This window comes from Gluconobacter potus (genome assembly GCF_015244705.1).
Classification (GTDB): Bacteria; Pseudomonadota; Alphaproteobacteria; order Acetobacterales; family Acetobacteraceae; genus Gluconobacter; species Gluconobacter potus.
The window spans coordinates 1-20341 of the sequence record NZ_JABCQF010000018.1; the positions used below are offsets into that span (position 1 = coordinate 1).

Annotated in this window: 24 protein-coding genes and 1 pseudogene; 15 read left to right on the plus strand and 10 right to left on the minus strand. The window is 60.7% G+C overall.

The annotated features are described in order from the left end of the window. The 3 genes from HKD31_RS14570 to HKD31_RS14580 form a co-directional block, all read right to left on the minus strand. On the minus strand, positions 1-220 hold a 220-nt coding region (locus HKD31_RS14570), incomplete at its 3' end, for a hypothetical protein (protein ID WP_194265742.1). Next, on the minus strand, positions 213-641 hold the full coding sequence (locus HKD31_RS14575; RefSeq protein WP_194265610.1) for a type II toxin-antitoxin system VapC family toxin: 429 nt from the start codon (positions 639-641) through the stop codon (positions 213-215). The genes HKD31_RS14570 and HKD31_RS14575, both read right to left, overlap by 8 nt. Further along, positions 641-895: a type II toxin-antitoxin system Phd/YefM family antitoxin gene (locus tag HKD31_RS14580; RefSeq protein WP_062106886.1), complete on the minus strand. Its 255-nt coding sequence runs from the start codon at positions 893-895 to the stop codon at positions 641-643. Before HKD31_RS14580 ends, HKD31_RS14575 begins: the two co-directional genes overlap by 1 nt. 161 nt (positions 896-1056) lie before the next feature. Between HKD31_RS14580 and HKD31_RS14585 the strand changes: the two genes are divergently transcribed. Both HKD31_RS14585 and HKD31_RS14590 read left to right on the plus strand, forming a co-directional pair. Further along, positions 1057-1245 carry a hypothetical protein gene (locus HKD31_RS14585; RefSeq protein WP_024716584.1) on the plus strand — a complete coding sequence of 63 codons (189 nt, stop codon included), beginning with the start codon at positions 1057-1059 and terminating at the stop codon, positions 1243-1245. A 69-nt stretch (positions 1246-1314) separates the two neighbouring features. After that, complete coding sequence (locus HKD31_RS14590; RefSeq protein WP_338085591.1) at positions 1315-2016, plus strand: hypothetical protein; 702 nt, start codon at positions 1315-1317, stop codon at positions 2014-2016. Between the two features lie 9 nt (positions 2017-2025). On the opposite strand, the gene HKD31_RS14595 is transcribed toward HKD31_RS14590, so the two are convergent. After that, positions 2026-2472 (minus strand): hypothetical protein, encoded by a 447-nt coding sequence (locus HKD31_RS14595; protein ID WP_194265609.1) that lies wholly within the window; start codon positions 2470-2472, stop codon positions 2026-2028. Then, positions 2473-2637 carry a hypothetical protein gene (locus HKD31_RS14600; protein ID WP_194265608.1) on the minus strand — a complete coding sequence of 55 codons (165 nt, stop codon included), beginning with the start codon at positions 2635-2637 and terminating at the stop codon, positions 2473-2475. Between the two features lie 169 nt (positions 2638-2806). Between HKD31_RS14600 and HKD31_RS14605 the strand changes: the two genes are divergently transcribed. From HKD31_RS14605 to HKD31_RS14630, 6 genes are all read left to right on the plus strand, one after another. Next, positions 2807-4255 carry a site-specific integrase gene (locus HKD31_RS14605; protein ID WP_194265607.1) on the plus strand — a complete coding sequence of 483 codons (1449 nt, stop codon included), beginning with the start codon at positions 2807-2809 and terminating at the stop codon, positions 4253-4255. 281 nt (positions 4256-4536) lie between these two features. Then, positions 4537-5451: a replication protein RepA gene (locus HKD31_RS14610; protein WP_194265606.1), complete on the plus strand. Its 915-nt coding sequence runs from the start codon at positions 4537-4539 to the stop codon at positions 5449-5451. Positions 5452-5634: 183 nt separating this feature from the next. Then, the gene (locus HKD31_RS14615) at positions 5635-6669 is read left to right on the plus strand and encodes an AAA family ATPase (RefSeq protein WP_228120867.1); all 1035 of its coding nucleotides are present in this window, start codon (positions 5635-5637) and stop codon (positions 6667-6669) included. Continuing rightward, positions 6666-7538: a ParB/RepB/Spo0J family partition protein gene (locus HKD31_RS14620; RefSeq protein ID WP_194265604.1), complete on the plus strand. Its 873-nt coding sequence runs from the start codon at positions 6666-6668 to the stop codon at positions 7536-7538. The genes HKD31_RS14615 and HKD31_RS14620 overlap by 4 nt, the downstream gene beginning before the upstream one ends. Positions 7539-7893: 355 nt before the next feature. After that, entirely contained in the window at positions 7894-8250 is a 357-nt protein-coding gene (locus tag HKD31_RS14625) for a hypothetical protein (protein ID WP_194265616.1), read from the plus strand. Beyond that, complete coding sequence (locus HKD31_RS14630) at positions 8247-9218, plus strand: phosphoadenosine phosphosulfate reductase domain-containing protein (protein ID WP_194265603.1); 972 nt, start codon at positions 8247-8249, stop codon at positions 9216-9218. Before HKD31_RS14625 ends, HKD31_RS14630 begins: the two co-directional genes overlap by 4 nt. Before the next feature lie 2 nt (positions 9219-9220). On the opposite strand, the gene HKD31_RS14635 is transcribed toward HKD31_RS14630, so the two are convergent. Next, the gene (locus tag HKD31_RS14635) at positions 9221-9718 is read right to left on the minus strand and encodes a Ros/MucR family transcriptional regulator (RefSeq protein WP_194265602.1); all 498 of its coding nucleotides are present in this window, start codon (positions 9716-9718) and stop codon (positions 9221-9223) included. 331 nt (positions 9719-10049) lie between these two features. Here HKD31_RS14635 and HKD31_RS14640 point away from each other — a divergent pair, with 331 nt between their 5' ends. The 7 genes and pseudogenes from HKD31_RS14640 to HKD31_RS14670 all read left to right on the plus strand — a co-directional run bounded on the left by HKD31_RS14640 (position 10050) and on the right by HKD31_RS14670 (position 17548). Further along, positions 10050-10319: a hypothetical protein gene (locus HKD31_RS14640; RefSeq protein WP_228120869.1), complete on the plus strand. Its 270-nt coding sequence runs from the start codon at positions 10050-10052 to the stop codon at positions 10317-10319. A gap of 122 nt (positions 10320-10441) precedes the next feature. Continuing rightward, a pseudogene (locus HKD31_RS14645) lies at positions 10442-13564 on the plus strand (DEAD/DEAH box helicase family protein); the annotation flags it as partial. 93 nt (positions 13565-13657) lie between these two features. After that, entirely contained in the window at positions 13658-13876 is a 219-nt protein-coding gene (locus HKD31_RS14650; RefSeq protein ID WP_062269019.1) for an antitoxin MazE family protein, read from the plus strand. Then, entirely contained in the window at positions 13873-14196 is a 324-nt protein-coding gene (locus HKD31_RS14655) for a type II toxin-antitoxin system PemK/MazF family toxin (RefSeq protein ID WP_194265601.1), read from the plus strand. The genes HKD31_RS14650 and HKD31_RS14655 overlap by 4 nt, the downstream gene beginning before the upstream one ends. A 558-nt stretch (positions 14197-14754) precedes the next feature. Next, the gene (locus HKD31_RS14660) at positions 14755-15009 is read left to right on the plus strand and encodes a hypothetical protein (protein ID WP_194265614.1); all 255 of its coding nucleotides are present in this window, start codon (positions 14755-14757) and stop codon (positions 15007-15009) included. Between the two features lie 298 nt (positions 15010-15307). Then, the gene (locus HKD31_RS14665) at positions 15308-16123 is read left to right on the plus strand and encodes a hypothetical protein (RefSeq protein WP_228120870.1); all 816 of its coding nucleotides are present in this window, start codon (positions 15308-15310) and stop codon (positions 16121-16123) included. Between the two features lie 777 nt (positions 16124-16900). Then, positions 16901-17548: a hypothetical protein gene (locus HKD31_RS14670; protein ID WP_228120871.1), complete on the plus strand. Its 648-nt coding sequence runs from the start codon at positions 16901-16903 to the stop codon at positions 17546-17548. Between the two features lie 47 nt (positions 17549-17595). Here the strand turns inward: HKD31_RS14670 and HKD31_RS14675 are convergent, their stop codons facing one another. The 4 genes from HKD31_RS14675 to HKD31_RS14690 form a co-directional block, all read right to left on the minus strand. Continuing rightward, positions 17596-17982: a hypothetical protein gene (locus HKD31_RS14675; RefSeq protein ID WP_194265600.1), complete on the minus strand. Its 387-nt coding sequence runs from the start codon at positions 17980-17982 to the stop codon at positions 17596-17598. Next, complete coding sequence (locus HKD31_RS14680) at positions 17979-18635, minus strand: hypothetical protein (protein ID WP_194265599.1); 657 nt, start codon at positions 18633-18635, stop codon at positions 17979-17981. The genes HKD31_RS14675 and HKD31_RS14680 overlap by 4 nt, the downstream gene beginning before the upstream one ends. Then, on the minus strand, positions 18623-19240 hold the full coding sequence (locus HKD31_RS14685) for a hypothetical protein (RefSeq protein WP_194265598.1): 618 nt from the start codon (positions 19238-19240) through the stop codon (positions 18623-18625). Before HKD31_RS14685 ends, HKD31_RS14680 begins: the two co-directional genes overlap by 13 nt. 255 nt (positions 19241-19495) lie before the next feature. Continuing rightward, positions 19496-20341, minus strand: coding sequence for a hypothetical protein (locus HKD31_RS14690; RefSeq protein ID WP_194265597.1), 846 nt, complete (start codon positions 20339-20341; stop codon positions 19496-19498).

Sequence of the window (20341 nt, forward strand, 5' to 3'; positions counted from 1 at the left end):
CCCATAGGGCAATCTCACTTGCGGAGGGATTTTCAAGGTTCTCCGCTGCCTCAGCAGCGCTCGCTGCAAGACGATGCATCGTTACTGTCCAGGGGGCGTCTTCCGCTTCGTCCGGGAGGGCGGCGTTGATATACGCGCAGGCATCCACGAACTGCCTCAGTCCCTCGACGAACAGGACTTCACAATCGGCCATGCTGCAGTCTTTCCGGTGATCAGTCATGCCGTGCTTTCCATGGATTGAGGAGTGGCACCCCCGAATACCGGAAATCATCCGTGTTCCGTGTCACGACCGTCATGCCGTGCACCAGGCCGGTCGCGGCGATGAGGGTATCGCGCTCCGGGCCCGGATCCGGAACATGCAGGTGAGCGCAGCGGCGGGCGACCGCCAGATCGATGGGAAGTACCCGCTTCGAAAACTCGGGTAGCACGTAGTTCTCCAGCCAGTTCCGCAGAACGCTTCCCTGGGTGGGATCCCTGCGCTCGATCCGCATGACACCGACATCCAGCTCCATGACGGTGATGGCAGACAGGAAAAGGGTCTCGGCCTCCACCTGCTCTGCCCATCTTGCAACATTGGGGTCGGCCCTGCCCGCCCGCACCTTTCGCAGTTCGGAAACAACGTTCGTGTCCAGCAGGAACATCAGCCAAAGTCCGCGGGACGCAGGCCGAGGGTCATGGGCGTCGGATCGAAGTCGATATCTTCGGCACCAGGCAGGGCGAGTGCATCCGCGATCTTTCGCGGTCTGTGGGTCAGCCGGCGATAGTCGTCGATGCTCAGCAGAACATGCGCCGGCCTGCCGCGGTCAGTGATGAAGACAGGCCCCTCAACGGCAGCCTTTTTCGCCCGGGACGTGTCCTGGTTGAACTCACGACTGGAAAATGTGGTGACAGTCATCTCGGGAGCCTCCTGGTTCTTATGTAGCGACATTACTACAACGAAGCCGGCAGCGCCATGGAAATCGGGCTCTTCCGGTCTGCACTCACAAACGGGCCAGCCAGTGTCCTTCACAGGGCAGGTGCCCGACCTGGAGCTGACATTCTGAACGGAGAAAGCTGATGAACACGATGGAGCATGGTGGTGCAATGGCAGTCGAGCGCGTGAAACGCCTTGTGGCGGAGGCGCGCAGCCGCACGGCCTCTTCGGAAAGCCTGCGGCCGAAGGACAGTTCTGCTGACGCGACTGAGGGAAACGCGAGCGTGGCCCCGAAGCGGGAGAATGATCCAGGGTCGTCCCAGCAGCATTGACGGGATATATCCCGAGCGCCTCGACATTCCCTCTTTCCACGGCGGCCATGCTCGGCCGTCCCTTTTGTGGTGATTGCCTTGACGACACTCATTCCTCTTTGCGTCCCGTTTGAGCGCCGTAAGGAAGCAGCCCGGGGCGGTGCCACGTTCAACGGGGAGCAGAAGTGCTGGATGGGGCACCGGGACAAACTCGACGCTCTATTGCCTTTCGTGCCTTACCGGTATCGGCCGGACCGCAAGGCCCCCTACATCCGCCCGTGGATGGTGCCGCAGGCTCTGTGGGACTTTAATCTTCGCGCCTTCCTGGCGCCCGAAGACTGGAACCGGATCCGGAAGGATGCCTATGCGCGATCCGGATCCCGTTGCCGGGTGTGCGGAGGACGGGGTCCCCAATGGCCGGTCGAAGCTGACGAAGGGTGGGCGTATGACGACGAGCGGCGGATCCAGACCCTCAAAGGGGTGATTTCCCTCTGCCCTGACTGCCATGGCGTGCGTCACTGGGGAAAGACCATGACCGAGGGCAGGCAGGATGCCGCTTTGGTCTGGATGGCAGAGGTGAATGGCTGGAGCCACTCCGAAGCGGCGCGGTGCGGAGACCTGGCCATGAAGCAGTGGCATACGCGTAGCGGCCATACCGACTGGCAGTGCGACATCTCCTGGGCCATCAGAACCTACAGTGTTGTGCCGATCAAGGACGGCGAAACGCTGGCCCGCGAGCTGAACCGGAAATTCGTGCGGCAGGCGCGCTCAACCGTCAGCACCGGTCACTGAGCGAGCTTTTCACAGGCCCGGCCCCCTGATCCCGGCCCGATAGAGTCCTTCAAACAGATCCCCGAGCGCCAGGCGCCGTCGCAAGGTCAGGCGTCGTTGGGCCAGATGATACATCCGGTCGTGCAGCAGATGGCAGCGCTGACAAAACGCGCGCAGATTGCGCAGCCGGTTGCTGGTGGGATCATGATTCAAATGGGCCGCTGCCAGAACCACCTTCGTCTGTCGTATTTGCAGATGCTCGATCAGGTCCGGAGGCGAGATCCGCCTGCCCCGGCCATTGAACCAGTGCCCCGTCTCCGGATGCTTCCACCGGCCACCCGGCAGCACCTGAAGGTGATGTCCATGCGGCCGACCGCAGCGCTGACAGAGACCCCCTGCCCGCTCGAACCGCACCTGTCGGCTCAGCTCGGGCCAGTTAGAGGGGTAAAGCGGCTTCAGTTCCGGTCGGATCGGCATTCAGTCTTCGTTAGCACATTTTCTCTCGCCAGAGGTCAGCGTCTGCGACAGGTCCTCGACTTTCTGACCCTGCCCTATGTCGGAAGCAGCGGCCGTCATGGGCGTCTCAAGGCAGGCGCTGCAGAACTGGATGGCCGGACCTTCCTTTCCCCCAAAGCGGCGCATGACACCGGCACTGATTCTCTCTTACGCGTGGACATGGGCGCGCTTCGCCACCGGGCCGCGCGCGTCTTGCAGCAAAAGTCCACAGCAGCACGCTGATCCGTTTCCGGCCCTCTGCCCTACCCCGGCTTCATGCTATCAGGAGCCAGGTTCTGGTTTCGCGGAGGCGTTCATGCTCAGCCATCTTCACATCGCAGGCTCGGCAAAGGCTGCCCGTGAGGCCCTCCTGGACCGGCTGGACCAGAAGACCCGGCAGCAGCTTCCTGCCGGCGATCTGACAGAAGCGGTGGCCCTGCTCTCGACCGGTCGCTTCTCCCCTCATCTCTCTCTGGTCATTCGCGGCATTGAATACCGCGACAACGAATTTGCCGAAGACACGGTCCTGTCCACCGATGTTGAGACGGCCGAGGAGGCACTGGCCATCGCCAGTGCCCATCTGACCGCCCTGCCCTCCGGGCACGAACTGGCGATTGCTCTGGATCTCGAACCCGAACCAGTGTTCGTCGCCTGGCTCAGGCCGAAGGCCGCCAGACGGCGCAAGGCGGGATCGCAGGCGGCCACGCTGGCGCCGCTGGCCTCTCCTCTGGGTCAGCAGTCTGGCGCGGTCCTGCAGTGGTTCGATGCCCTGACCGACGAGGCCCTGCCCGACTATGACGGGACGCTGGTGACGGCGGAGCGCGCCTCAAAGACCTATTCCCGGGCGGCGAAGGCAGTAAACACACGTCGCACCTATCGATCGGCCGTGCGCTCCTGGTGCGCATGGGCGGCAGGACATGGGCTCCCTGCCCTGCCCGCCCGCAGCGAGGACGTCGCCGCCTATCTGGCTGATCTTGCGCTGCAGAAGAAGCGACCCGCGACGGTGGATCTGCACCGTGCTGCACTGCGCTATCTGCATCATGTTGCCCAGGTTCCCGTCCCGACCTCCCATGCCCTTGTGTCTGAAACGGTTGCAGGCATTCGCAGGACGTCAACGGAAAGCGCGTCCCGTCAGGTCAAGGGGCTGACCTGGGACCTCTTGGGCGAAGTCATTGAGCAGATCGATACCACCGAACTCGTGGGCGTCCGCGACAAGGCCATTCTTCTGCTCGGCTTTGCCGGCGCACTGCGACGGTCCGAAGTGGCGGCGCTGTGCCTGGAGAATGTGGCGCTCGATGATGACGGGATGCGGATCCGGCTGGACCGCTCAAAGGGCGATCGCACCGGTCAGGGTGTCGAGGTGGCGATCCCGAGGGGGATTACCGGTCTCTGCCCGGTCCGGGCTTACGAGGCCTGGCTACGCGCGGCCAGACTGAAAGAGGCCAAGGGACCGGTTTTCCGGCGCGTGTGGCTTCCGCCAGCCGCCGAGGCCGGTCAGCCCCCTGCCCTGCCCGCCATGGGTTCAGAGGCGCTGTCTGACAGGTCTGTGGCCCGCATCATTCAGAAGCGCTGCCTGGATGCGGGAGTGACAGGCGATTTCAGCGGGCACAGCCTGCGACGCGGAGCGATCACCACAGGAGCTCGTGACGGCACGGATCTGGTCTCGCTCAAGCGTTTCTCGCGGCACCAGACCTTCGGCGTGGTGGAGAAATATATCGAGGGCGAGGATGCCATGACCAAGCATCCAGGGCGAAGTCGGTTTTAAGCCTTTATCCCCAGATTTGCGTGGGCTTTTGGTGCGCTTGCGTGGGATCTTGTTGCAGCAGGGGAAACAGGAAATGACAGTTTCCCTCGTCTCTGGAAGTTATCCCGTGGGATCTTGGTGCACCTACTAATATATATCTACTAATAACCCCTAGTGGTTGTGCAACAAAAGTCCGCAGGCAATTTAGCATGGTAAGTCTCATACAATCCCTGCTGAGACGATTGAAGGTGCATCAAAAGTCCACGGAGACATCCTCTTGAGACTTCGTCTAACATCACTCTATGAGCGATATACATAAACGCATCGAGGCCTATGGTCGCCAAGGCGCGCTCGATCTTACTTCAAACGACGCAGAACGGCGGGCTTTGGATGCGGCTCTAGAATTTCTGAGCGACGAAGATCCTTCTCTTGGGTTTCTATATTCAGGATGGTGCCAAACCGGCTTGCCTCATCGCCGATTAGACGATGACCAAATATGGCTCCTCGAAACTAGCTATGTCCGCCTAATGGTGGAACCGGGCTCGGTAAAACGCGACGGAGTGCCTGCTCGTATTGGGGTGCCGTACGGTTCTAGAGCAAGATTAATACTTCTTTTCTTGCAGACAGAAGCGATCAAAACAAATAGTCGCGAAATTGAGTTAGGAAAGTCTCTTAGAAGCTGGCTGAAAAGGCTCAATGTTCCCATTGGAGGGAAATCGATGAGGGACGTTAAGGAGCAAGCTACAAGGATTTCGCGGTGTCGAATGACGTTCGAGATTAAAGACGGGAATAAAATCGGCCTTATAAATCAAAACATAGTCGATACAGCTTTGTTTACCGACGAACACGATGGCGCACTTTTAGAAACCGTTCGCCTTTCTGAGAGCTTTTTCGATCAGCTGAAACGCCACCCCGTTCCGCTTCAGGAATCTGCTATCCGGGCAATTTCTAACAATTCGCAGGCTCTCGATATCTATTTCTGGCTGGTCTATCGATTGCACGAACGAGTAACTGTCCAAAAAGTCTCTTGGCCTGCTCTGAAAGCCCAGTTTGGTGCAAGCTACACTCACATACGGAACTTCAAGATACGCTTCAGAGATGCGTTGCAAATCGCGTTAGCAATCTACCCAGAAGCTAGAGTGAGTATCGATGAGGATGGTGTCATCCTAGCCCCAAGTGCAAGTCCAGTTTCAAGACGGGTCCCGGGGAAGATATGATAGAGAAACGCAATTCCGGGTGACCGACGTATGCAACAAAAGTCCACGGCCTAGAGCCTTAACGATGAATGATGCAACGTTGCATCGGTTGCTGCTAAACAAAAAATCCCCTTTTTGCTCTGTTGATGTTGACTTGTTGATGTTGAGTGTTGATCCTATCCTTTCGGTATGGAGACGCACACAATGCCCACGCTCAAAGAAATTAGAGAGCAGTTAGGCTTTTCACAGAGCCAACTAAAAGATGTCCTGAACCTGCGTTTGTGCAGGAGCTATGATCGGCATACGATTTCTCGGTGGGAAAACGGCAAACAACCTCTCCCTACCGAAGTGACGACGGAGTTAGAGACTCTGCTACATGGGGAAAAGCGTCAAACGACCATCATAACCTTCGCGAACCAGAAAGGGGGCGTAGGAAAAACCACCAGCGCTCTCAATGTGGCAGTCGCCCTTTCTAAAATGGGCTACCGCGTACTGCTGATAGACGTAGACCCCCAAGCGAGCGCGACTTCCGCCCTACTAGGTATGCACATTGTGCCGCTATACCGCCAAGGTAGAACGCTGGCTCACGCTCTTCTTAAAGATGCGCCAATAACCGACTGCATTGTTAAAAAAGGACTGGTCCACGGTACCGACGTCGAAATTCCAGTCAATTTCTGCCCCAGTCACATTGACCTCGCTGAAGTCGATATCCGCCGCGAGCCTGGCACCGAAGGTTTGCTAAAAGATGCGATTGCCCAAGTGCAGGACGAATACGAGTTCATTATTCTAGATTCCCCCCCCCATCTTGGTTTTCTTACCTGGATGGCTTTAGCTGCATCCAACACAGTGTTTGTCCCAGTCAGAACTGAGCCTTATGACGTTATGGGCGTTAACCTGATTCTCGACACCATTACCAAGGTAAATCGCCGCAGCAATCCGCGGTTACGTTTGGGAGGAGTGTTGCCAACACAGTTTGTCCAAAACCAATATGTAGACGTCGGGATCGTGGAGCACCTGATTAACGTGATGGGTAATCGCGCGCCAGTTCTTGAGCCTGTTCCGTCTAGTACGTCGTTTAGCAATGCAGCCTGGGCATCCAAGATTCCAGTTGAAGCGGCGCCTCGAAGTCCTGCTGTCAGAGTATATGTGCGGCTAGCGGAGGCTATCGCAGGCCGACGCTCCTTCATTCACGCTGCGTCTGCCCTTGGCCTCGAAGCCGTTGAAGGAGAGGCACTATGAAGCGGCCTTTTAAGCAACGGCCTCCCTCTGCCTTTTCTCAAACTCATTCAGAAATTATGAGTCAGGTTGATGCACCGTTTTTGGGTGAAGGTAAATTTCGGCACTCATTCGAGGCTGGGATCGACAAGATCTCACCTGATCCAAACCAGCCTCGGCGAAGTTTCGATCAAGCTGCCTTAGACGAACTTGCTGAATCGCTGAAGGCGCAAGGTCAGCTGCAGCCAATCCTCCTCCGACAAGACCCATCCCATAGGGACATGTGGATTGTTGTTGCAGGCGAGAGGCGCTGGAGAGCGGCCAAATTGGCTGGCTGGACCTCCATCTTGGCGGTCCCTCACGAGGGTAACTCCACGTCAGCGGCGCTGATGGAAAACCTGATGCGAGTAGACTTGAGCCCGGTCGAAGAGGCTCGCGGAATAAGAAACTTGCTGGATCACAATAACTGGTCTCAACGGAAGGCAGCCGTTGAACTCGGAATGGATCAGGCGCGGATAAGTAGAGCGATACGTGTACTAAGCCTTCCAGAGGAGTTTCTCGATTTGGCTGGGAAATCAGCGGTACCGATGAACGTGCTTGTCGGAATTGCTCGCGTGGATGACACAGCGCGCCGCGAAGGCCTTATGAGAAAAGCGTTAGCAGGTGAACTCACAGTTGCATCTCTGAAGAACAATAATGCAGCTGAAGAAGTTCAAATGGAAAAGGCGATCGCCCAAGGGGCTGATAGGAGGAGACGTCTTAACATAACCAAGACGGCGCCGAAAATCATAGAGATGCTCCGGCAGGCTGGGGAGAATAACACAGAGTTTAGTACGGCCGATATCGCTGCGCTTCGGTCACTATACGAAGAGCTTTCCAAACTGGTCGGATAGCCCCATCTGGGTGATGCAACGTTGCATCACCCACGCTTGAGATAAGTCTGATGCAACGTTGCATCACCCTGCTCTCCCTTGCCGAGCGATACCACGGCGGACGGTAAAACAGGCAAAAGCATGAAAAGCCAAGAGGGAAAACAAGGCGCTGCCTGTCAGCCGCCCGTGCTGCAACAGGTGGGTCGCCGTCCGTCCTCCCCATGCTCGCCGGCTACGCCGCCTGCGCGTGGGTCCGGATGACGCCGATCCTGCCGCTGTGCGGCACTGTTGCACCCCGGTCGCCCGACAGGCCGTCGCAAGGATGTTTGAAGAACCAGAGATGGATCGAGCATCATGCGACGCTACCAGTTTCCCTATGTCCCAACCCCCCCGTGGCCGGCCTCCGATGCGCTGGACCGACACGCAGGAACCCACAACCTGCCGCCGCTGCAACATGCACTGGGAAGACGGCGATCCGGCGCTGACGATTGCCTGCACGGGCTGCGGCGCTCCTGCGGATGAGCCGTGCCGCCGCAGCTCCGGTGGCAATGAGCGTGTGTGCGCCTGTCGCGACGAAGCCGCCGTGCAGATGGGGCTGCTGACACGTTGTGAGGGACTGACCTGGGATGGTCGCCATGAAAAGCCGCTGCTGCTGCGGGAACGCCCGATCGCCCACGCCCTGATGTGCCGCTCGGTGCGGACAGGCGCCCCGGTCAGTCGGTGGCCGTCATGAGCCCGGATCTCGCGTTCTATGACAGCATCATTGTCGCAGTCTCTGGGGGCAAGGATGGCACGGCCTGTCTGCTCGCCCTGCTGGAAGCCGGTGCTCCGGCCGAACGCATCGAGCTGTGGCACCACGAGGTGGACGGGGAGGGGGGATCCTTCATGGACTGGCCCTCCACAGGTCCGTATATCGAAGCCCTGGCCCGGGACTTCGGACTGCCACTCTATCGGTCCTGGCGCGAGGGTGGCTTCGAGCGCGAGATGCTGCGCCACGATATGCCGACCGCGCCCGTGGTCTTCGAGACCCCGGAGAGGCGCGTCGTCGCCGGCGGGCAGGGCCATAACGGAACCCGGCTGCGCTTTCCCCAGGTCTCAGCCAGCCTCTCCGTGCGCTGGTGCTCGGCAAGCCTCAAGGTCGACGTAGCCGATCGTGCCCTTCGCGGACAGGACCGGTTCCTCACCCGCCGTACCCTGGTCGTGACAGGCGAGCGTGCTGAAGAGAGTCCCGCGCGGGCTCGATATGCGGCCTTTGAGGCTCACCGTACCGACACGAGAAACGGGACGCGGCGGCGTCGGCATGTCGACCACTGGAGGCCGGTACATCAGTGGTCCGAAGCAGAGGTCTGGGCGATCCTGGAGCGCTGGCGCGTGATGCCGGCCTATCCGTATCAGGTCGGATTTTCGCGTCTGTCCTGCTCGTTCTGCATCTTCGGCAATGCAGACCAGTTCGCCACCCTGAAATGGATGGATGCGAACCGGTTTGCGAAATTGAACGGATATGAAAAGGACTTCGGCTGCACGATCAAACGTGACAGGGGGCTCGCGCAGCTGTCGTCCGAAGGGACGGTTTATCAAGCGGCCCGGTCGCGGCCCGACCTGGTCGCAGCCTGCCTGTCAGACCGCCCGTTGCAGACGGTTCTGACAGAAAACTGGACCCTCCCGGCCGGTGCCTTTGGTAACGGGGGAGGGCCCCTCTAGTTTCAGGCGCGGGCCGGACGGCCCCGTCGTTTTGCGGGGAGCTTCTTCACCGGAGGAAGGTCTTCTTCCTGAGGCGCAGAAGAGCGGGTTCTGGAGCCCAGGCCGATTTCCCGCGCAAGAGCCGCGCGCTGCGCGGAATAGCCGGGAGCGACCATCGGATATTCCGGGGGCAGACCCCAGCGGGCCCGGTATTCATCAGGCGTCATGTTGTACGCCGTTTTGAGATGACGGCGGAGCATTTTCAGCTTTTTCCCGTCTTCCAGACAGATGATGAAGTCCGGGAAAACCGATTTCTTCGGATTGACCACGGGAACCGGAGCCTCTTCGACCGCGGCCTCTGAGACCGCCGGAACGGTCAGGGCCGTATGAACGGAACGGATCAGGCCCGGGAGCATGTCGGGTGCGACATCGTTTCTTGAAAGATAGGCGGCCACGATTTCGGCCGTCAGGGAACGCAGGTCAGAGTGAGGGGGCTCTGTGGCGGGTGTCAGGTCAGTCATGAAATCCCTCAGTGTAATGATGGTGAGCTGTAAATCGTTTCTGTGAACGGTGACTGCAAGTCAGCCACGACAATACATTACTCCGATTAACAGCGTCTTCACACTTGCTGCACGGTTTTTTTCTGGCCTGCAGAAGCGGCGAAAACAAAAGAAAAAGAAGAAAGAGAGGGAAAGGGAGAAGGGGGCACCACGGGATCGCCCTGTGCGGCAAGGGGTGGGTCCGTCCGTGTCCTCGCTGGCGCTGCGGGCCGGGCGGTCCCGACGCTGACGCGTCGCCCTTGCCCCCCAGCACGACGCCGCGGTTGCCGGAGAGGGTCAGGAAAGGAGAAAGATGACGATGCCGAGCTTGGCCCTTACGTCCCCGGACACACAATCGCAGTTCAGTCTGGTTCAGGCCCATCAGGAGGGCTGGACCATCCTCGAAGGCTGCGGTCCCGAAAACATGGACACCCAGATCCGAGGCGTCACCTGTTCGGACCAGCACGCCTGGTGGCGGGTGTCACAGAAGGCGCGCTGCGGCTCCGAATACCATCGCGAGGCCCTGGCGCGCCTTTCCGACAGTGAACGCCAGCAGATCAGCCTTCGGTTCGGACCGCTCTGATCCCCTGATGCCGCGCGCCTGAGCCGGGCGCGGCTCGTCCCGCAATTCCATCATCCCGTTTTTCTGGCCCCCCGGTCTGCCGCGCGCAGCACCGGGCGCGGCCGCTTGTCCGGAGTTTTCCCATGAGCAAGGCACAGCTGAGCTTCTTCGACACATCCGCCCTTGGGGGCGCGAACGCCAATCTTTTCTGGGGTGAGCTGCCTGGCGACAAGGCTCTTGAAGAGGCAGCCAAGGTCGTTGCGCAGGCTGTCAGCACTCCGGTTATCGCACCGAAGGTCGACTTCTGCCTCCGCGGGACGCGTGGGCTCGCCCAGGGATGGAAGGCACGGGCGCGGGACAACCTGACGGCGATCCGACTGCTGTCCGAACTTGAGGCCGAAGGTCGCAATGCAACGCCTCAGGAACAGGCGGTGCTGGCGAAGTTCACGGGATTTGGTGCCGGCGAGCTGGCTAACAGCCTCTTCCCCCGTCCGGGCGAAGCGTTCCGCCAGGGCTGGGAAGAGATCGGGGTGCAGCTTGAGACGCTGACGAGCCAGCAGGAGCGGGCCGGACTGGCGCGGGCCACGCAGTACGCCCATTACACGCCGGAATTGATCGTGCATGCGCTGTGGGATCTGGTCGCGCAGATGGGGTTCCGTGGCGGACGTGCGCTGGAGCCGGGCTGTGGCACGGGTCTGTTCATGGGCGCGATCCCAGAGAAACTTGCCCCCAAGACGGCCTGGACGGCGATCGAGAACGACCCTCTGACGGCCCGCATCGCCCGCAAGCTGTTTCCGAACCAGTGGGTCCGGTCTGAGGACTTCACCACGGCGAAGATTGCCGAGCAGTTCGACCTCACTATTGGCAACCCGCCGTTCAGCAACCGCACGGTGCGCGGCACGGACGAACTGGGGCGGCTTGGTCTGTCGCTGCATGACTACTTCATCGCACGCTCAGTGTCCCGCCTGCGCCCCGGTGCCATGGGTCTGTTCGTGACGTCACGCTGGACGATGGACAAGCGCGACGCCACTGCGCGCCGGCACCTGTTCGAAACGGCGGATCTGGTTGGTGCGGTACGCCCGTCGGCTGGCGCGATGCGCGATGATGCCGGAACTGACGTGGTCGTGGACGTGCTGGTCCTGCGCCGTCGCGAGATCGGAGACACCCCGGGCGAGACCGCCTGGCTGGACGTTGCGGACCTGTCCGACACGGATGAAGGGGAGGGACCGCTCAGCATCAACCGCTATTTTGCGGAGAACGGCCAGCAGGTGCTGGGTCGGCACGGCTGGACGAGCGGGCAGTTCGGGCCGGAATACACCTGCACTGCAAACCCGATGCTGATGCTTGAGGATGCGCTTCCGAGCGCGTTCTCCCGTCTCGCCGCGCTGGCCCGCTTCCCGGTGCCGCAGACGCTCGATGTCGAGGCGCTGCGGGAAAGCCGGCGTGCAGATGTCGGCACGGCAGGGGAGGGGGCGAGCCTCAAGGAAGGCAGCTACCTGATCGAGAAGGGCGCGCTGCACCAGATCATCGACGGCCAGTCGGTGGCGGTGAAGGTCAAGAAAGGCGAGCAGAAGGACGGTATTTTCCAGAAGCACGCGCGCATCATCGAAGGTCTGATCCCGGTCCGCGATGCTGCCCGTGCGGTCCTGCGCGCCCAGGTGGAGAACCTGCCTTACAGTGCGCTCCAGGCGGACCTCAAGCGCGCCTATCAGACGTTCGTGCGACAGTTCGGGCCGATCAACCTGACGCTGACCAGCACGCGCACTGATCCCAGAACCGGGGACGAGAGCACCACGCAGCGGCGCCCGAACCTCCAACCCTTCTACGACGATCCGAACGTCTGGCTGGTCAGTTCGATCGAGGAGTACGACGAGGACCGGCAGGTCGGCACACAGGGACCACTGTTCTCCGAGCGTGTAATCCAGGCGACGCTGGAGCCGGAGGTGCACAGCGCCCATGACGCGCTTGCGGTCTGCCTGCACGAGACGGGTGTGGTAGAGATCCCGCGCATTGCCGAGCTGCTGGGGCGACCCGAGGACGAGGTCATCGCCGAGCTGGGCAGTGCCATTTACCTCGGTGCCGGACGCAGCCAGCCCGGACGCGACGTCTGGGTGCCGGCCGACGAAGCCCTGTCAGGGGCGGTGCGCACGAAGCTGGCGGAGGCCCGCAAGGCTGCTGAGACCGATCCCCGCTTTGCCCGTACCGTGGCCGCGCTGGAAGAGGCCCAGCCCGAGGATCTGCGGCCCAGTGACATTACGGCCCGTCTGGGCGCGCCGTGGATCCCGACCGCCGACATTGAGGGCTTCATCGCCGAGGTGATCGGGGTCGAAGCCGGCGTGTGGCACACCAAGGAGGTGGCGTCCTGGACCCTGGACAAGGGACCGTTCCGGGGCAAGGCCGAGGCGACGTCCGTCTGGGGCACCGAACGCCGTCCCGCGGGGGAACTGATCGAGGATGCGCTCAATCAGGCCATCCCGCAGATCTGGGACACCTGGCGCGACGAGAACGGCGAGCACCGGCAGCTGAATGCCCAGGAGACCGAGGCCGCCAAGGAAAAGCTCGCCGCCATCAAGACGGCCTTCCAGGCCTGGGTGTGGCAGGACCCGGAGCGCGCCGAGCGTCTGGTGCGGCTGTATAACGACACCTACAACAACCTCGTCCCCCGCGCCTTTGACGGCTCGCATCTGCAGCTGCCCGGGGCCAGCACCACGATCCGGCTGCGCGCCCACCAGAAGCGGGTGGTCTGGCGCATCATCGCCACGGGCAACACTTACATGGCGCATGCCGTGGGGTCGGGAAAGACCTTCTCGATGTGCGCGGCGATCATGGAGCAGCGCCGTCTTGGCCTGATCTCGAAGGCCATGGTTGTGGTGCCAGGACACTGTCTGGCGCAGATGGCCCGCGAGTTCCTGATGCTCTACCCGACCGCGAAGATCCTGGTCGCGGACGAGACGAACTTCGTGAAGGCGAAGCGGCAGCGCTTCCTCGCCCGTGCGGCCACGGGACAGTGGGATGCGATCATCATCACGCATGATGCCTTCAAGTTCATTCCGGTCGAGACCAAGTTCGAGCAGGCGATGATCGAGGCGCAGATCGCGTCTTACGAAAGCCTGCTGTGCGAGATCGACGCCGACGACCGCATCTCCCGCAAGCGCATCGAGCGCATGAAGGAAGGGATGGAGGCCAAGCTGGAGGGGCTGGCCGGCCGCAAGGACGATCTGGTGCATCTCGGCGAGATCGGGATCGACCAGATCCTCGTGGACGACCCTACAACGCATAGTGGGAGGAGCAGCAGCCCCAGCGCTTTTTAGTAGAAATCAGAACTTTTTCCTGTTACATGTAACGGGAGGAGAAAAGCCATGACCCCTGTTGCCATTCGCGTCCAAAAGCGTCGTGACACCCTTCGTAAGGCCGGTCTGCGCCCCGTCCAGATCTGGGTACCCGATACGCGCACACCTGGCTTTGATGCAGAATGCCAGCGCCAGGCGCGTCTCGTGGCCGAGGCAGAACGGCACGATCCCGCGCTGATGTCCTTCGTTGAAAGCGCGGCCAGCGATCTCGACGGATGGGATGCATGAACCGGGGAGACTTCGTTACCGTTGCTCTCCAGGGTGATCTGGGAAAACCCCGTCCCGCGCTAATCGTCCAGGCTGACCGCTTCGAAACGACGGCCTCTGTGACTGTACTCCCTGTCACCAGCACGCTCATAGACGCGCCCTTGCTCCGCCTGTCGGTAACACCGGACGAGCGAAACGGGCTACGCAAGACGTCTCAGGTGATGATCGACAAGCCCAGCACTGTCTCCCGCGACAAGATCGGCCCCACCTTTGGGATCGCCAGCGATACGATCATGCTCTCCGTAAATCGCGCTTTGGCCCTCTTTTTAGGTCTGGCCTGAAGCGCGTAGAATGGCATGTGACGTCTGATCTGGCACAACAGGGGATTGGATGCCTACCCAAAGTCGTCAGAGTGAAAGGGGAAGCCATGATCTTCGTGATCGTGGTGGACCGTAAGTGGTTTACGAAGATCCTTCGTAAAACGAAGAAGACCCTTCAGGCGGTTGCCACCGCACTGAAGAGCCTCTCCGAGTAAATCACTTAAGGTAAACCGGGCCGTGAGGTGTTTTTTGCGAAGCCCCTCACGGCTCACCTCTGAACTTGGACGAACCGGTTACGATTTTCAAGGGCGGAGTCAGCATGGCTCCGCCCTTTTTCATGCTGTGAGACGGTGCCTGGGTTCACAGGGGAAGAGCCTGCCCGCGCGAGGGCGAGAAGCGAAGAGAAAAGAGAAAGAAGGAGGAGAGAGGGGCGGGTGCCAGAGCCTGTCTGTCGCCGCAAGGGGTGGTGTCCTCGGCTGACGCCTGCGGGACCGCCGCTGACGCGTCGCCCTTGCCCCGCCAGTCAGGCCCTGACTCCGGAGAGGACAGTTGAAGAGACATGAAGAGAAGGAGATCAGCATGTCCGAACACCCGACTGTCACCGTGGACACCCGCGTCAGCACCATCCTGTACAACAGAGGCCGGGGTGTCGTGTCTGCGGTCCATGGCACGCCTCGCCCAGAGACAATCAGACGCCTTGCTGGTGGCTTCATCGCGGCGGGAGGCAGTGCCAGCTTTGACATCGTCTTCGCCTGCGGGAGTATCAGCAAGAGGCTTCCGATACACCACCATGAAGAAGGAATAAGGATCAGGATTCCGCATAGAATGGCCTGAGGCATGGGAAACAGAGAAGCAGCGTAGAGGCGGTGAAGGGCGCTTAGGGCGACGGTAGGTCGGGTCATGAGATCTCCTTGGCTCTCCCATAGCTCTGCTGTTTGTGACTGCGAGCCCGAGAGGGCTGCGGAGCGGCTGAAAGGCTGAGGAGGGGAGGAAAGACAGGGGCCGCCACAGCCCGTCTGGCCGCCACAATGGTCCGGCCGCACGCGGTCCGCGCCCTGGAGGGCGCGCCATTGTCCCGTCCAGCCGTCTGCGGCCGCGAGGGGAAATCACAAAGGAAATAAGGATTTCTCCCATGAGCATCAGCGTCGTCACGACATTCATCCTCACCGGTTCCCCCGAACGACTGCGGGAGATCGCCGAGCAACGGGCCGGGCGCACCTGCGACGCCGAGGACATCAGCTTCGCTAGCGACACCGAGCTTGAGATGCGCCTGTACAACGGCATCGGGAGCGCCATGCTGCACCACGGCGATGGACTGGCGGCTGAGTATCCCGACGTGACCATCCGGGGGATGGAGTATATCGACTGCTTCGACGACCCCAGCTTTGCCAAGTGGCAGGCCGGTCAGCCGGTCTATCAGGCTGACCTGATAACCGCCTATGCAGTCCTGTTTCCGACCGACGCCGTGCGGGACTGGTCGGGGTGTTGTGCAACCTTCTGGGAAAGGTCTCCCGAAACTGCGGCCGCCGTGGCCGACAACTGCCCCCACTTCGACCTCCTGCGTTTGCAGCGACTGGAAGAGCCAGCGCCCGGATGGGTTCAGACGTCAGACGGCTTCGCTACCCTCTTCCTGCGGCTGCCCTCAGCGGCGCAGACACAGGACGGGCTTGCCGTGATGTTCTATCCCGGGCGGGGCAAGGGCAGACTGCTGGAGGGCGTGGACGGCCTTGGAGGCTTCGCCCGCGATAGGGGCATGTCTTATGGACAGATAGCCGCGCGGTGTCCTGATCTGCGCCCTGTCCTGCGGGCGTGCTGGAAAGCGGATGAAAAGAAGCGACGTAAAGCGTGTCAGGAGCGCGCAGTGCTCCGCAGGAAAGCCAGAAAGGCAAACCGTGAGGGAAGGCTGAATAACGTTTGGTTCCTGGAGCCTGATCCGTGGAAACTTTGATGAGCAGGCGAAGAAGGGTCGGGGCGGCCCTGCCGGGTTCGTTCGCCCTACTACGCTAGGCTCCTTCGTCGCCAAGCTCCGCCTAGCCCCGACGTCCAGCCGCCCTCAGGCGGGCGTCTGGCCCTCGGGTCTGTCCCTTTCAGGTACGACTCACCCGCATCCTTTTCCGCTGACGGTCGGTCCTGGTCCGGGACGTTCTACCGGGAGACGGCTCCTCGTCCCCCCCGAACGGTCCTGAAGGACCGCCCGGGAGGGCCGTTCCACGACAGCGTCCTCGCATCCAGCGTTCAGTCTGACAGTTGCCGTGCCAGTCCGTAAAGCCACTGCGCGACCCTCGGCGGCAGGTGGCAGGATGGGCTCAGGAAAACGCCGCCTCCACTCCACTCTCGTCGCCGTCAGTGTGCTCGCCGCACGGGCAGGATGGGTCTAGGAAAACGACAGGGCATCCATAAATAATCAAGAAATATTTTTACTTGTAATGGAAAAATAAGTCGCGTTTTATGGCGGTTTTCTGCGGTTTTTCTCTTGTCATGAAAGGCCGAAAATGCTATCTTTTACTTATCGAGAGGGATTTGCCCTCAGGACAAAGCGCCCCGAACGGTGTGTCACCACCGAACGGGACTTCGCTAGACTAGAAAAGGTAAGTTTCATGTCCGACGCAACAAACACAATCGCCCAGAACTCCGCAGACCGCAAGGCCGCACCGAAGGCCAGCCCCGCCTCTGTCCGTCGCTTCAATGAAGCCCGCGAACGCACAAAGGCCATTTCCTTGCCGACGTGCTCCGCCTTGCCCCGAACGACGACAAGATTGCCGCAATCGTTCAGCATTTCGGCTATGACGCTGGCGACTATGACGACTTGCTGGGGGCCGGTCTCAGCATGATCCGCGACCAGTACGCGCTCCTTGAGGACATTCTTGTCGTCACCGACTTCCGGGGCGAGCGCAATTTCAAGGCCATGGAAATGCGCCTTGGCCGCATCGTGGATGGTATGATCCGCTCTGCCTATGGGGCCGCCAACTTTTATGAGAACAAGCGGCAGATTGCCTTTGACGAAAAGAACTCTTTCAGCAACGAAAGCCGCGATGAGGACCGCATGGGCGTCGACGGCGGGGAAAACCGCGTAGATCGGGCAGTCCGTTTCGCAGCGCAGCAGGCCCCGAAGGCTTACGCGCTCGCGGTCATGGCAACCGGCGCATGTGACGCCTACCGCGAATTGTTCGGTGAAGACTGGAAGCCTTACGTCAAGGACACGGGCCGCAGAAGACGCGCGCGCCGCTGGTGCCACCCCTGCCGAGATCCGGGCCGCCTCAAACGGCCTCGGCCAGGTCCACACATGGAAAAGGCGGTTCCCTTGGGAACCGCCTTTTTTGCTGTCTGGTCAGACCGCGCCAAAATGGACACAACCGCGCAAGCGCGGCTGTGACGTATGCTGCGTCAGGGCTCCGCCCTGATATCCGAAGCTCGGGCCGGTCAGCCGGGAACAGGTGCGGGCAGTATCCACGTAAGGACCACGGCCAGTACCGTAAGGATGGCAGCAGTTCTGATAAGAAAGCCGTGCTCGCAGGAGCAGCGCAGGTAATGCAGCGCCATGCACGATATCGGGATGATAGCGACGGCGCCAAACAGAAACGCGGCGTGACCCAGCCTGTCATGAAGCATGAGTGCGGCACTTTCCCCCCCGATGAGCGAAAGGCATCCGCTGCTCCAAAGCATCAGGCATATCGGGCTCGCGTTGATCTCGGGAAGGATGGTTGAGGTTTCGACAAAACGCGCGAGCGGCGCAATCCGCAAGCGGATCACGCCGCTCGCACGGGTCCGGACCGCGCTCAGAGCCGATGGCTTATCCGCTTTCGTCATGGGCTGGCGTGACCGGCGTTCTCAGGCGGCAGTGTCAGCGGACACCACTGCATGCCGGTGGCTTTGTCATATTGGAGGTGCTCAGTGCAGAACTGGCCTCTTGCCGTATTTGCAGATGTGGTCCGGCTCCCGCTCCAGTAGCCGAGAACGATCAAGGCGCCCGCCAGCATGAACGCTATGAACGTACGGTTCCAGCGGACCTGCCGATAGAACGCTAACTCATCCTGCGGAAGTCGCTTCTTGAGGGCCGTAAAAAGGTCGGCCTGCTGTTTTACGGCGCTCTCCGCCAGTGCCTGCTCGATGCTTTTGACAATGCGCGCCACGGCCGCGGCCTGTTCCCGCTCAAGGAAGATTTCCTGCGTGCGAATGCGTGATTCGCCCGCCTGCTGAAGGGATTCGACCTGTTCGACGCCCCGAGCGAGCTTTTGATGAAGACCGGAGAGTTCGCCTCTCGCCTGCTCGGATGCGTCGGAGAGAGCGGCGGCGGCCTGCTCGAACTGCGCGCTCGCGAGGCTGACGCTCTCGCTTTGCGTGAGCATGATCAACCCAAGCGGACTGGAGGGTTCAATCCCTGCATCATGCAGGCTCGCCAGGAGGCGCTCACGCGCCTCCTGTGCCTTCGGCAGTGTGAGGTCGCCGTTTACGGCAGCCATTCTGCCACGCCTTCCTCCTCGACGTTGTGCCGAAAGGCCTCAAGCCATTTGACCGTCATGTGGGCCCAGAGCGGATTGACCTTGGTCCCGTCGGCTTTGGGCTTCCCTGCCACGACGTCGAAGACATTCATGTCGTCGCCTTCAAGGTATTTCATGCACGTCAGCGCAGGAAACACGACGGGCCGAACCCCCGCCTTTTCCATTTGTGCAAGACGTGGATCCTCTTTGAGCCATTCAAAGGGATTCGCAGAGCGAGAGGGCGAGCGATAGAGGCCCTCATTCAGAAAGAGGATCGAATCACCGTCCTTGAAAGCGGCTGACTTCCAGATCCGATAGACATGATCGAAGTCGTCCCGCTCCGGCCCGGTAAAGTAGGCGAAGGTTGGATTGACGCCGTTGGCCTTCAGGAAGTCTGCGAGGTGCGATTCCGCCGCCAGCTCTTCGCTGACGCGGTCTCCGCCGCCCATGTCGATCACAAGCGATGCGCTGTGCTTGAGTGCCTCTGCCAGAACGTCAGCCAGCCAGAGCTTGCTTTGCTCCAGTTCTGCGTTGCCGGGTCTTTTGACGCCGTTCGGGCCCTCTGGTGGATAGAGCTTGGAAAGCATCGGATTGTTCGGGTCGCCATCCGCGGCCAGAACGGGGCGACCTTCTTTGATGGCCCAGTGAACAAAAGTCGCAAGGCCAAGGCCTGCCGCCGCTCCGGCCGCGCCCGATACGCCAGACGGCGCGACGGCGGGGAGGCTCTTTCTTCGGCTGCGCTGTAGGCTTGTCAGTCATAGTACCAGTGTCTCCTGTTGATCCGGGCCTTCGTGCCCTATCAACAGAGTCTCACAGGCGAATGTGACTGCGAACGAAGCGGCTCAGTACAGGTTCGGAATGCAGCTTTTAGCGCTCCGCATCACGAACTTCTCTTCCCGCGTCATTGTCAGATTTGTCGGGTGGCGATGCCGGAGGAGCAACCCGACATCCCGAAGCCATTCTTTCTCGTATTCATAATTCCGCTTGCTCGGATAACCCGGCAGGTCGTCGCCATAGATCCACGCATTACCGGTTATCCGATTGATCTCTCCTTCACGGACCGGGGGCAGCTTGGGGTCGACCGGCAGATAGGCGCGGTTCGATACGCCTTTGACCACCGGAAGATCCTGCGTGATGAACTCTGACGGATCAGAAGGCTCGATCTCCCGCTCCGGAGCAGTCGCGGCCTGCTGGTTCGCCCGTTCCTGTCGTTGAGCCGCCGCCCTGACGTGGGCATCCCGAACCTCCTCACGCATGCCCGTTGCATAACGTTCGGCCCGGTCAGCCTGTTCCATCCGCAAACGCAAATCCCCGCCCGTATCGGCTTCCTTATCGCGACTAGCCTTGGCTTCGGACAAACGAGAGGCCTTTTTGGCAGCAGCCTCAGCTTCTGCCTTTTCCTGCACTTCCTGCATGGCTCGCATAGTTTTGCGAACGCGATACCACGTAGTCCGCAGGGTTTCGGGCTTGGGTAACTGACCATTTCTGTTGGTCAGTCCGTCCGCGGCTGCAGCTTCACAGAGCTTCTGCCAGCGAACTTTCTTACCCATTACGGCACGCGACATGGCTTCGAAATTTTCTGCCATCCACCGAAACAACGGCGAGTGTGCCCACGCACCGCGCTCGCTTCCCTGCAGCGCCGCGAACATTGATCCGCCTGTTTCAGTCCTTGTCAGTGCCGTAGCCAT